Below are 12,862 nucleotides of genomic sequence, written 5' to 3'. Positions count from 1 at the left end.
ATCCCGACTGATCTTATCAATACGCTTTAGCTTTTGATAGATGGCAAAAACGCTGGTCTGACTTCTCCGGCCTGAGACGGCTCAGAGTTGCCCTAGTGCGGCTAACCCTATCAGGACGAGTTCGATGGTAATGGAATCAGAGGCTCAATACAAATTCTGTATCCAGTAGCCTTGGGGTTGCCAGGAATCTTGTGGGCGGTTTGGTGGTGGCGTTAATGCTTGGAGTGATCACCTTTCAAGCTATTAAGATTTTCGCCTTAAAGAAGCAGGTTGCGAGTATTGAGTTATCTCCGACGAATAAGATTGCGGAACGAAGCCGGGAAGGGTTGAGTTTGACTGGCTCTGGCTGGAGTAAGAGAAGAGCTCTCAGAAGTTGACCTCGATCGGATATTGGGATTGTGTCAGGATTTTGAACCTGTGAAATCAACCAATTGCTCTCTTTTTCTGTTAGCGGTAGCCTGTGCTGCCTCAAATTTATGGGGAGAGCCTACTCGCCCGAACATTCTCTATCTTTATGTAGACGACATGGGCTGGGGGGCTCTGGGTCCCAACGGGCAGTTCGAACGAAAAGCAAAAGGGCTTCCCCATTTAGTGACGCCTAATCTCGACAAGCTGGCCGCTGAGGGGGTCAATTTTTCTAGATCCTACGGGTGTACCGTTTGCTCGCCCGCTCGCTCATCGCAGCAGACAGGCTTTCATCAAGGCCACACCTTCGCCGATCGTAATGACCCGGACAATGCGAAAAAGGCAATTCGAGCGGATGATGTTACTATGGGCGATGTCCTATTGCAAGCGGGCTATGTGACCGGTTATTGGGGAAAATGGGGCTATGGAGGGACTCCTAACAAAGATGCGTACCCTGAGATCCTTAATGTCCAGACCTTGCCGACTTCGCACGGTTACCAGCATGTGGTGGCGGAGCTTCACCATGTTAGGGCCCATACCTTCTTTCAGCCAAACCTGTGGAAAGCGCCCGCGTCGCCTGGGTTAATTGGTGGTCTGGAACTCGTGCCTAACTCGATGAAGCAGTATGCGAACAATAGGCGATATCCAAGTACCCCAGCTCTACAAAACCACCCACAGTATCCGGATATCGCCTATTGCGATGATGTTTATGCCTTTGCTGCTCTTGATTTTGTACGTATTCAAGCACAGAACTACAATGCCACGGGACAACCCTTTTTCGGCCTGCTTGCGAGCCAAGTTCCGCATGCCCCATTCAGGGAAGTAGAGCAACTACCTGAGTGGGACCAGGCCTATCGGGAGTTTTCCTGGTTCGATTCGCTCAGCGATCAGGCGAAGCAGTGGGCGGCGATGATTACACGTATCGACGGCCATTTCGGGAATATTTTGGAAGCGCTCAAGGATCCGAATGGAGATGGAGATAGCTCCGATTCTGTTTTGGAAAAGACTCTTATTGTTTTTCAATCGGACAACGGCGGGCCGGGAGATAAGAGTATGACTGAGTTCAAATCGAATGCCTATCTCAGCGGCCAGAAGGGAAGAATCCAAGAAGGTGGTATCCGAATTCCCACTCTTATGCGATTACCCAAGGCATATAGCTCTAGTTCTAAGCTGAAACCGGGTACGAGCGTTGATCGAGTGCTGGATGTGACCGACCTGCTGCCGACCTTCAGCGAACTGGCGGGTGTGGGTGTCCCTGTGGGATTAGACGGTGTGTCGATCGCGCCCGCTTTGACAGGAAATGGGTATCAGCGAGAACGCGAGTTTGTCATCCACGAAGCAGGAAATGGGCAGTCAATTATTCGGGGTGATTATAAACTGATTCGTGCTAAATCGGGTTTGGCCTTGTTCAATCTCAGCCAAGATCCCAGCGAAGCCAAAGATATCGCGTCGAATCACTCAGCGATGGTGGAAGAACTGAATGCCATCCTATTGAAAGAGCGGGTAGCGGAAGCGAAGGGATTTGCGAATACTTACCATCGATGGATGGGCGACGATCAGGCCGATGCCAGCGTCGCAGGAAATTGGTCGGATTATAATTACGAGAATGCTGGATTGGTCTACATGTCGGAGGATGGCGTGCCACAGGCTTCCTGGACTGCGACTGTGGACGCTGGAGGGGACGCCGTGGTTGCGTCCGACCTAGAGTTTTTGAGTCTCGAAATAAAGGGAGCGAATCAGATTCAGGAAGTGTTTGTTGAAAAGGGCGTTACCTTAACGGGGCGAAACGAGATACAGTTGTCCACAAATGGAGCGCTCTATTTTGATGATGCGACAATTGCTTCCAATCGCTGGCTGGACGTGCGATCGGGAGGGTTGCTTTCAGGTAGTGGAACGGTAGGGACTGCTTTGTATAACAATGGTTACGTGGACAACGTTGTACCTGGTATCGTCGTAAAGTCAGATTATATTTCTTTTCCTGATTCTATACTTCTAATTGAGTTTGAGGAAGACAAGAACAGTCTCTTCACCGTGGAAGGTAAAGCCGTCATTTCAGGTGGGCTGAAAGTGCTTATCGCAGATGAGACAGGTATCGTCTCAGGCAAAAAGTATGTAGTGCTAAAATCGAAGTCTCTTTCGGGTTCCTTTACCAACGAAAAATCGGAGGTAGAAACTGCGAGTGGACTGAAGTTTAGAATTGGATATACTGAGAACTCCGTAACGCTAACGGTATTGTAACTTAGCTTATGCGAGGTGTGGCTCGAAGTCCCGCTTGAGCTATTGCAGAGTATTCATCAAATGGGTCAGTCGCTTATCTTTGCAAAAGAGGTTAGCGAAAATTTCGATTGCAGGAAACCCGACTTGAGCTTTTGTTTAGATCCTTTGCCATTGTGGTAGGGTCTCGTCGGGCCCGAGGAAAAGTGCCTTCCCCCGATTGAGTCCGAAAAATTGACGAATTTGTAGGAGCGGTTTTAGGTCAATATATCTCTAACCACCTTTCCGTGGACATCCGTTAGTCGAAAGTCGCGTCCTTGGAATCGATACGTGAGGCGTTCGTGGTCAAATCCGAGAGTGTGCAGCAAGGTCGCATTTAGATCGTGTACGTGTACGGGATTTTCGACAACGTTGAACCCGAAGTCGTCTGTGGCCCCGTGTACGATGCCCGCTTTGATTCCTCCACCAGCTAGCATCATGGTAAAAGCACGGTTGTGATGGTCTCGTCCATCGTCAGTACCTTGAGCCATCGGCGTACGTCCGAACTCACCTCCCCAGACGACGAGCGTATCCTTCAGCATATCTCGATCCTTGAGGTCCTGAATGAGTGCAGCGAATGGCTGATCCGTGTCCAGACAGTTTTTCCTCAAACTCTTGTCCAGATTACTGTGCTGATCCCAGGCTTCATGGAATAGTTGCACAAAGCGCACGTCTCGCTCGAGCAGTCGACGTCCCAGAAGGCAATTTCGGGCGAAGCTGGTCTCTTTGACATCCTTTATATTGTAGGCATCGAGAGTCGCTGGAGATTCCTGAGAAAGATCCATTAGTTCGGGAGCACTTGACTGCAATCGATAGGCGGTCTCATAAGCTTGAATACGGGTAGCTGTCTCAGGGTCAGCCATGTCATCCAAGGTTTGTTGATTGAGACGTTTTAGCGTGTCAAGGGCAGCTCGTTGGGCCGCTTTGTCGTATCCTTTTGGGTTGGACAAGTAGAGTATAGGATCGCCTTTATTACGAAAAGGAACGCCTCCGTAAACGGAAGGGAGAAATCCGCACCCATAGTTGCTTGCGCCTCCACTAGTACCTTTGGCACTGTTTAAGACGACATAGCCGGGCAAGTCTTCGCTCTCGCTGCCAAGTCCGTAAAGGGTCCAGGACCCGAGACATGGGCGGCCGAATTCAGAGTGTCCCGTGCTAAGCATTATCTGAGCAGGCGCGTGATTGACCGCGTCGGTTTGCATGGAGCGGACAAAACAGAGGTCATCCACATGCTTGCTGATGTGCGGCAGGAGATTGCTGATCTCTATGCCGCTTTTACCATGGCGGGAAAAATCGTATTTAGTTCCGAGAAGCGCTGAATTTGGGTGTATGAAGGCGGCTCGATAATTCTCAAGGAGTTCGGCCGGAGGAAGCTCGCCGTTCCGTTTGACTAATTCCGGCTTGTGGTCAAAAAGATCAATATGGCTCGGAGCTCCGGCTTGGAAAATGTAGATGACGCGCTTGGCAGTGGGAGCAAAGTGCGGCAGTCGTGGTGAAAGTGGATCTTGGGTGGTCGCCCCGATAGCGTTGTTTGAAAAGAATGAATTCAGAGCGATACCCGCCATGCCCACTCCGCAATTACGGAGAAACCAGCGGCGGGATTGAAGCATCCCCAATTCCTTGCGTATTTCGTTTTCCATGACGTTTAGTTCTTGGTTAAATTTTCATCCAAATTCAGCAGCACTCGAGATGCAATCGCCCAGGAGGCCAATTCTCGTGGCGAAATACCGTTTGGCAATTGGGGAGGATTTTCCGTATCGATGAATGCGATTTCCTGAATGTCCAGCCACCCATCCGCAAGGCGTTCGCTTTGCTCGTCGATCAGGCGATTGATTTCCCGAATTTCGAGTTCCTTTGCGGGGCGACTCGTAGTGAGCAGATATCCATAATTGATCCTGGATTTGTCGTCGTTCCCTCCTTCTTTAAGGATCCTGAGTGCAAGCGCCTTCGCGGACTCGACGAATATAGGCTCGTTGAGTGAGGTGAGGGCGGAAAGAGGGGAGTTGGTTCGGACTCTCCTGACACAGGATATATCCGCATTCGGCGCGTCAAATGATGCTAAGGTTGGATCTGGCATCGCCCGTTTCCGGAAGATATATAGGGATCGACGATAGCGGTTCTCATCAGTCGTTTCTTTCCAATACTCTGGTATGACATAGTTATCGTTAATGACTGTATCGGGTATGGGCGGGAAAATGCTGGGGCCCCCGATTTTGGGGTTCATTAACCCTGAAGTGTAGAGAGCAATGTCGCGTATCACCTCGGCATCGGCTCGAAATCGTGGACCGCGAGCAAGTAGCCGGTTTGTGGGATCTTTCTCCTGCAGATCAGGTCGATTGCGGGAGCTCTGTTGATAGGTTTTACTGATTACGATACTCTTGATCAGTCGTTTTTGGCTCCAATCGGTTTCGAGAAAGTCAACAGCGAGCCAGTCGAGGATGTTCTGGTATTCGGGAATCGGAGCGCGGGTTCCAAAATCCTCAGGGGTTGTAACGAGCCCTTCTCCAAACAAGGTCTGCCAGATCCGGTTTACGTGAACGCGAGCCGTTAGAGGGGTATCTTCGCTCGTAACCCAGCGAGCGAGATCCAGGCGTGTCGGATTTTCTACGTCAAGTGGATTCAGGATGGCCGGGATCTGGCGCTCAACTTCGAAGGTAGGTTTGTTCCATTCACCCTTTTCGAGGAGGCGAGTGATTCGCTTGAAATCGGATTCTGTATCCATGGTGTGGAGAACACTAGTTTTTGCTTCGGGGTACTTTGATTCCAGCAGCGCGATTTGCTCGTTGATTTCACGAAATTCTTCAGCGCTTTTCCTCCAGGCTCGGAATAGGGTAGTCGAGTCTTCCCCGCTTCGGTCCTTTTCAGCCTTTTGCAGGGCCAACGTGACTGCGTGGTCGTGGGAGGGAACTTCCAGATTGGTGGAGTCGGTTAACGAGAAGCGCATTCTGCCAAGCTGCTGGTTATCACGGCCATTCAAGCTACCTCCGTGATTCTGAATCAATCGCACTCGAATCTCACTTCCCTCTGGCATGGCAAGAGGCTCCTTAAATTGGATGCTCGCAACAGACTCTGTATGCCGAACGATCGGGCCGCGATCTGGGCTCCAGGCCGTTTTATCGTCTCCATCGGCAAGGAACTCTGCGGGACCGATACGGCGTTCCTTTTCGGGGTCATGCGTTTTATGGTGAAAGTAGTCTTTTAGGCCACTGACCGGTGGATTGAAATCCGCCCAGGCTTCTTGTAAATCGACCCTTGTCCAATCTTCCTCGCCTGGCCATTTGCGATAGACTTCCCATTCACTAATCGCAAACGTGCCCCAGTAGCTGCGACCGGGTCCGCGAAAGGGGAGGTCGCCATGTGTGAAAGCCTCAAGGCGCATGCCAGTAACCATGGGGAGACTCGATTTACCTTCAATCAAGGTAACGCCGGTCACCGTGGGATGGCCCTGTATGAGGATACTATGATCGGGGAGTTCTTCGGGGTGGTTTAGGCCGCCCTCCCAGTCTTGAAGGGTGGTGTCCCAGATCTTCCATTTTGAGTTCTTGGTTTGATTTTCGGATACCCAATGAGCGAGCCGGTTTTGCCAATCCGGAATTTCATTCCTAATTTGGTCCTCAAGCTCAGACACTTTGCGTTTGATATCCCCGATCTTTTGCAGCTGGGCATCGGAGTAGACCCAGGATTGGGCTTCGTGCGTGTCATTGAAAAACGAGAACAAGCCAAAATATTCTTCGTGGGAGATCGGATCGTACTTGTGGGAATGGCATTGGGCGCACTGCAGAGTAAGTCCCAATGTAGCTTTCCCAAAGCAATCAACCCGGTCAAAGACTCCTTTGATCCGAAATTCTTCGGGAATAATGGCTCCCTCTTCATTGACCATTCCATTTCGCATAAATCCGGATGCGATGATTTGGTCCTGCGTCGCGTTGGGCAGAAGATCCCCAGCGAGCTGTTCGATCAAGAACTGGTCGTAGGGCATGTCGTCGTTCAAGGCGTTGATAACCCATTCCCGATAGATCCATTGGTCGCGCATTTTGTCCTTTTCGAAACCGTTCGTATCGGCATAGCGAGCGAGGTCGAGCCAGTGCCGGGCCCATTTTTCGCCGAAGGCGGGACGCTCCATAAGGTCGTCGACCAGATTTTCCACACTTTTCGTAGGACTTTTTTTGTAGGCTGAAAGGAAGTTGTCTATCTCGACCGGGCTCGGAGGGAGACCGATCAAGTCCAAGAAAAGTCGCCTCAGCAAGGTGGTAGGATCAGCCAAAGCAGAAGGCTCGATTCCCTCAGCTTTAAGGCGCTCTTGAACAAACGCGTCGATGGGATGGGCCTTTTTCGAAACACGGACTTTCTTGGGAATTTCAAAGGCCCAATGCTTATCGTATTTCCCTCCCTCTTTGATCCACTGAAATAGGATGTTCTTCTCTTCCGCACTGAGCTCCTTTTTGCTTTCTGGTGGAGGCATTCGCTCTTCCGAATGTTCGGAATTAATCATGTAAATCAGCTCGCTCGCATCGGGATCACCCGGCACAACGGCGATGAGTCCTTCCAAGTCCGCATAGGCACCTTCCGGTGTGTCCAAGCGCAGGCCAGCCTCGCGGGCGGCCTCGTCCGGTCCATGGCAATCGAAACATTTGCCGGCCAGAATAGGAAGAACGTCTCCGGCGTAGTCGACGGTTTCCCCTTTGGCAGGAACGAAAACGAGAAGGTTTAGGAAAGCTGAAAGTCGAAATATGCGTTCAATAGGGATCATCTTATAAAGACTATCTTGAGCTATGCTACCACTTCCCTACACACTTGCGTATCCAGAGTATACCTGATGGGATTCATAAAGGGTCTAAGAAACGAAAAAGTAGGTAGCACGGGATTCTCTGCCTGACAACTTTATTAGACATTTTGATGAGCGATTTTTATTAATGTGTGCTTCTTAAAATAAACCTTTTAGCCACCGTGAACCTGTTGTGAGGTTGCGAGTTGATTGAGCGTGTGTCACACACACACTAATTGGGGTGCTGCTTCGATGGGGTTAGTGTTCGATTTGAGCCCACAGACCGGATATTGGCAGTAGGCTCGTTCAAAGGTCATGCCATTATCAGCCAATGCGTCAAAGGCAGACGTGGAAATATAGGGGTAGTCGGACGTCGAAACAAGTGTATTCAGATCATCACAAACGATGAAGAGAATATTTGGCTGAGAATCGGTTGCTTGGCAATGTTGAGAAATGGACAATAGGACCAAAACAAAAAAGAAGAAGTTGTATATTTTCATAATATTGGAACGGATCTATGTGGGAAAGACGGATTTAAAATCTTATGAAAATGTATTAGAATACTTAATACAAATAAGGGGGTCTAGTATTGTAACATTCTGCCGAGACGAAAAATGAGTAGATGCTGGCGGTACTAGTAAAGTAGTTAGGCAAAATGTTGATACCACTAATGACCTATTTGTGGATATCTCGATCGCGAAAAAGGAGTGATGGGGAGAACTAATGCAAAAGTGAAGACTAGATTTTAGAGGTTCGTAATTAGGTGAGGAAAGGTTATTATGGTGGGCTCCCTAGAGCGTTATGGAAGCGGCATTTCTGGACTTTCCCCCGAACGGGCCGCTTTGAAGGTTGGCAGAGGATTCCGGGTGCGAATCTGCTCTAGCCAAATGACTCCGTCGAAGGGATCGCTGTTTCCGCGTGTCGCCAAAAAGTCGATATCCCCGTCGTTGTCCAGATCACGAGGTATGAGTTTGTCAAACATACCTCGTTTACGTCGGGTAATATCGTGTCGGATCCAAACTGAGCTAGGATCTCCCGGATTTTCAAACCAGCCGATACGACCTAGTCCATCGAGCCGGTCGACGTCTTCATCGCCCATCCGAGAGCCCCTGCTGTAGCTACCGGAAATCACGTCGGTATCACCGTCATTATCGATATCAGCAATTCCGAATCCAACCATCCAATCGGGCCCGAAATCCCCGATGTGGTGGACGAGCCATTCCTCGTTGAAGTTCTCTGGTTGTTCTATCCAAACGACTCCCGTGTATTCATCGCTAGCACCAATAATGTCGAGACGGCCATCTCTATTGAGATCGTCGTACTCCAGATTGAATCCCGCCATGTAGATTCCCTCGATATGGATCGAATGCTCTTTGAATTTCAGATTCGAGGGGTCTTCGTTTTCGAAAAACACCATTCTCTCTTCCCCTCGGGTTCCGACAATGATGTCGAGGTCGCCATCGTTGTCGAGATCCACCGGCTCTGCATTTTGAGGGACAACATAGCGACCGAGCTCAATTTCATGCCAGCTTTCCTCGTTTAGAGGATCGCCTTTAGCTTGAAACAGATGGATAGGGGTCTTTCGTTCAAAGTCATTGGGGCCCGGACGTTGAGACCCTTTGTTCGCTGCAGAAACATCTGGAATTCCGTCCAAATTAAAGTCACCAAAGAACACGCGGATGTAAGATCCACGTCCTTGCGTCTGTGGGATGATGAGTCGAGGCCAGGGTTCCGTTCGTATGTTGACTCCTGGGTTTTGCAGATAGATTAAATGAGATAGCTCAGCAGCTACGATGACATCCAAATGTCCGTCGCCATTGAGATCTGAAATTGCGGCATCCTCAGGGGCAGGAGAATCGGTTCCTTCCGCTAGTGTTATGTTGGTCCACAATTTGGGATCACCGGAACCAAATGCGATTCGAACATGTCCAGCTGAATCAGGAACATAATTAGGATCGTATTGGCTAGAATCATACTCAGAATCGGATTCATGTACGGAGACGATGTCCTCAAATCCGTCTCCATCGAGATCCGCTATCACCAGGCCGTCGCTTCCACTTAGAGCGAACCCTGCAACTTCAGGATCGTCGATGATATGCTCGTTCCAGCTTATGTACATTCCATCGGCGCTTTTTGCTTCGCTGAGTCGGTCGCCTACCGGCGTTTCTGATTGAGGACTGCACGCTGTGAACAATAGGGTAGGTGCTAGTGGGAGTTTATAGATTCTCATTGGAGTTTTCGGTGGGAAGAATCACGAAAGTTATGATAAGGAGCAAGATGAAATCCTTTTCTTGTTGAGGCCCTCATTTTGGACCGACTGCATCGGTGGTGAAAGCGAAAAGCCTCAGTCGCTCCGTCCTTGCCCTAATGCCGCAAGGTTACGTCTTCGGCTGATAGACCGAGTTTCGAGTTTATTGTTCTTGACTGGAAATAGACCGCCACCCGCAACGCTGGAAATGTGTATCCATCTATTCCTTTTGAGGTTAATGCCCCGAGGAGGCTGTATCTAAGGAATCAGGTGCCAGTCGGGGCCATCGGCCATGATGCTGGCGTTGATTTCCAGTAACTGCTTCTTTAGGCGATCTGTCAGTTCTGGATTCTGCCTAGCAATGTCGGTTTTCTGCTTCGGATCGGTTTTTAGATTAAATAACTGGTAGTTCTTGTAGGTTCCCGACTTGATTGAGGGAATCCACGTCTCCTGAAACATATTGTGTGTCGATAGCTCGAAATCCGGTTCAGCTACGAGCGAATAGTCTCCATCCCGTATAGCCACAATCGGTCTCGCTTTCTGGAGATGCCAAAACAAAGGTTGCGTGCGTTCAAAGCGCTTTCCGCCACCGGTGAGTAAAGACGACAGATCAGTTCCGTCCAAATGGACCCCCTGAGGAGTATCCAAATTTAGTAGGCGGCATACGGTGGGCAATATATCCACGAGTCCCGCAGGTGCCGTTTCTAGGCGATTCGCTGCGATCTTTCCGGGCCAATTGAATATTCCCGGTACGCGAATCCCGCCTTCCCAGTTCATGCCTTTCCTTCCGCGGAGGCCCCCGGTTCGATCATCTCGGTAGCTTCCATTGTCGGATCCGTAAAAGATTAGGGTGTTCTTGGGATCGTCGATCTCCCTTAGCTTTGCTAATAGTCTGCCGATCGCTTGATCCTCATTGGCGATGGTGCCAGAGTATATGGCTGCCCTGTCTTCTAGACCACCATACTGGGAAACGATTTCGTCGGGAGCGGCGATCGGAGCATGGGGCTCGTGGAACCAGACGTTTAGGAAAAAGGGAATGTCACGATCGCTTTGATCTAGCCAGTCAATGGCCTCGTCTACGACAATCTGACACGAGTAGCCCTCGATTTCTCCGACGGCTTCTCCGTTGCGAACGAAATTGTTGGGATTGCGATGGCTAGGAGCAGCGTTGTTCGCCGTCGCAAACCAGTAGTCGAAGCCATGGTCGCTCGGAGTCGGCTTTTTTCGGTCCGCAGTTGGTAGACCCAAGTGCCATTTGCCTACGTGAGCCGTTGCGTAGCCGGCATCCTTCAGGATTTCCGCCAAAGTGATTTCGCGCTCAAGGAGATGGGAATTCTGGGTTCCGTCGAATATCCAGCTATAGACTCCGGCTCGAATATGATGGCGGCCGGTTAAAAGAACTGCCCTTGAGGGAGAACAAACCGCGCATCCAGAGTAGAAGTCCGAAAACCGAGTGCCTCCCGCAGCCAACTGGTCCAAGGCGGGTGTCTTGACGGGCCCCTCATAGCATCCAATATCCTGATACCCTAGGTCATCCGAAAGCAGCAAGACTACATTGGGTTTTCCAAGAAGGGAGAGTGAGAACGTATACGCGATCAAAAGAGAAAAAAACAGGGTATGCTTCATGTTTGAACTTTTATATTATAGCCCAGTGGGAAGCTAGAAAAAACCGCTAAGTCGGTGGTGCGTATTTCTGATTTCTTCATGAGGGTACGAAGGGTTGACGAATTTGGAAATAAGTAGAACGATTTACCTATGAACAATAGTAGCAGGGTGGCTCGATTATCCTTTATTTTAGCTGGTTTGCTGATCGGCAGCCTATGTAGGGGAGAGGATAGCCGCCCAGTCCTAAAGCTGGAAAACGAACTGGCAGAAGTCGTCATCGATCTCGGCGGTGGTTCGATCGCCGCGTATCGATTGAAGTCGGACGGTTTGAATCCGCTGCAGTGGGATTCCTGGTCATTCAGTCCCAAGGCCAACGAAGCGCCTCCAATACTGCCAAGATCGATGGGGCATTTCCTTTGCTTGGACCGTTGGGGATCTGCTTCGGATGCGGAGAAAACTCATGGCATGACCAATCACGGAGAGGCAACTCAGGTCTGGTGGGAAGGACTGCCTGATCGGAAACCAGTTGAAAGGCAAGTAAGTGTCAGTCTTACGGCGGATCTTCCTATGGCGGGAATCAGCGTCGAACGCTATGCCCGCATGCAGCAGGGCTCTACGGTGGTTTTGGTGGAGGAGGTCGTGACCAATACGAATCCCATTGGACGGATATACAATATCGTGCAGCACCCGACGATCGGTCCTCCTTTCCTGGATACTGAGACAGTTGTCGATTCGAATGGAACACGCGGCTTTATGCAGAATCGTCCCATGCCCGAACCCGAAAAGCCTGAAGTCCATTGGCCAATGGCTCAGAAGATGGACGGTGCCGAAGTGAATCTTCGTTATCTGAAGGACGATTCATCACCCAATGTAGTCTCGTTCATTATTGAAGAAGAGTACGGCTGGGTCACGGCGACGAGTCCGGAAAGCGGGCTCGTGCTAGGTTATCTCTGGAAGTCTAGCGATTATCCGTGGCTAAACATTTGGCGGCACGTCAAAGACGGGAAGCCTTTTGCCCGTGGTCTCGAATTCGGCACATCGGGTTTGCACCGTACCGGCAGCGATCTAGTGGGCAAGGGACGTATTTTTGACCAAGCCCTCTACCGATACATCGACGCTGACGAAAGACAGTCCTATAGGTATACCATGTTTCTTACGGAGGTTCCTCGCAACTTCGATGGCGTTGCCTCACTGGAATATGTCGATTCACAAATCCGAGTCACGGAAAGCGGTTCTCGGGCGAGGAAGGTCGATGTCGAAGCGTTCAACTTATTCGGGGTAGATTGAACGGATTAACGGCCTAAAAGCCGTTGTCTGGAGTGGTATTGCGTACCGTTAAGGCAATATCAACCGCCGAAGCGGATACGGCCAAAGTGCCGAGCACGACTGCTAAATGGGTAATTTTGGTAAGAAAAGCGGGCCTAGTAGCGCTGCTTGGAATGGATACAGATATAAGATCTTTGTTACTCACGCCAAAAAAGATGTCTCAGGAAGAGATATTATTCCCAAAAAATTGAGTTTCTGCTTTTTCTACTTCTTAACGTTTTCCTCAGAATAAAGTTGCTCGAATTGCCGAAACCGAAGGT

General features: G+C 50.1%; 8 protein-coding genes. 2 read left to right on the top strand and 6 right to left on the bottom strand.

Going from position 1 to position 12,862, the window contains the following annotated elements:
* Positions 1–417: 417 nt before the first annotated feature.
* The gene (locus GA004_RS12790; RefSeq protein ID WP_283394261.1) at positions 418–2,643 is read left to right on the top strand and encodes a sulfatase-like hydrolase/transferase; all 2,226 of its coding nucleotides are present in this window, start codon (positions 418–420) and stop codon (positions 2,641–2,643) included.
* A gap of 233 nt (positions 2,644–2,876) precedes the next feature.
* Here GA004_RS12790 and GA004_RS12785 read toward each other — a convergent pair whose 3' ends face one another.
* From GA004_RS12785 to GA004_RS12765, 5 genes are all read right to left on the bottom strand, one after another.
* Positions 2,877–4,298, bottom strand: a complete 1,422-nt coding sequence (locus tag GA004_RS12785) for a DUF1501 domain-containing protein (RefSeq protein ID WP_283394260.1) — start codon at positions 4,296–4,298, stop codon at positions 2,877–2,879.
* A 5-nt stretch (positions 4,299–4,303) separates the two neighbouring features.
* Complete coding sequence (locus GA004_RS12780) at positions 4,304–7,408, bottom strand: PSD1 and planctomycete cytochrome C domain-containing protein (RefSeq protein WP_283394259.1); 3,105 nt, start codon at positions 7,406–7,408, stop codon at positions 4,304–4,306.
* Positions 7,409–7,644: 236 nt separating this feature from the next.
* Complete coding sequence (locus GA004_RS12775; protein ID WP_283394258.1) at positions 7,645–7,923, bottom strand: sulfatase-like hydrolase/transferase; 279 nt, start codon at positions 7,921–7,923, stop codon at positions 7,645–7,647.
* A 299-nt stretch (positions 7,924–8,222) separates the two neighbouring features.
* Positions 8,223–9,653 carry an FG-GAP repeat domain-containing protein gene (locus GA004_RS12770; protein WP_283394257.1) on the bottom strand — a complete coding sequence of 477 codons (1,431 nt, stop codon included), beginning with the start codon at positions 9,651–9,653 and terminating at the stop codon, positions 8,223–8,225.
* 276 nt (positions 9,654–9,929) lie between these two features.
* Positions 9,930–11,297: a sulfatase family protein gene (locus tag GA004_RS12765; RefSeq protein WP_283394256.1), complete on the bottom strand. Its 1,368-nt coding sequence runs from the start codon at positions 11,295–11,297 to the stop codon at positions 9,930–9,932.
* A 129-nt stretch (positions 11,298–11,426) separates the two neighbouring features.
* Here GA004_RS12765 and GA004_RS12760 point away from each other — a divergent pair, with 129 nt between their 5' ends.
* Positions 11,427–12,563, top strand: coding sequence for a hypothetical protein (locus GA004_RS12760; protein ID WP_283394255.1), 1,137 nt, complete (start codon positions 11,427–11,429; stop codon positions 12,561–12,563).
* Positions 12,564–12,576: 13 nt separating this feature from the next.
* Here the strand turns inward: GA004_RS12760 and GA004_RS12755 are convergent, their stop codons facing one another.
* On the bottom strand, positions 12,577–12,747 hold the full coding sequence (locus GA004_RS12755) for a hypothetical protein (RefSeq protein WP_283394254.1): 171 nt from the start codon (positions 12,745–12,747) through the stop codon (positions 12,577–12,579).
* Between the last annotated feature and the right edge of the window lie 115 nt (positions 12,748–12,862).

The organism is Candidatus Pelagisphaera phototrophica (assembly GCF_014529625.1).
GTDB lineage: Bacteria > Verrucomicrobiota > Verrucomicrobiia > Opitutales > Opitutaceae > Pelagisphaera > Pelagisphaera phototrophica.
The sequence above is the reverse complement of the archived record's forward strand: the minus strand, read 5'-3'. Positions and strand labels throughout refer to the sequence as shown.

Coding starts and splice junctions, on each gene's coding strand:
- GA004_RS12765 (WP_283394256.1), bottom strand. CDS start 11,297: ATGAAGCATACCCTGTTTTTTTCTCTTTTGATCGCGTATACGTTCTCA.
- GA004_RS12785 (WP_283394260.1), bottom strand. CDS start 4,298: ATGGAAAACGAAATACGCAAGGAATTGGGGATGCTTCAATCCCGCCGC.
- GA004_RS12780 (WP_283394259.1), bottom strand. CDS start 7,408: ATGATCCCTATTGAACGCATATTTCGACTTTCAGCTTTCCTAAACCTT.
- GA004_RS12775 (WP_283394258.1), bottom strand. CDS start 7,923: ATGAAAATATACAACTTCTTCTTTTTTGTTTTGGTCCTATTGTCCATT.
- GA004_RS12760 (WP_283394255.1), top strand. CDS start 11,427: ATGAACAATAGTAGCAGGGTGGCTCGATTATCCTTTATTTTAGCTGGT.
- GA004_RS12770 (WP_283394257.1), bottom strand. CDS start 9,653: ATGAGAATCTATAAACTCCCACTAGCACCTACCCTATTGTTCACAGCG.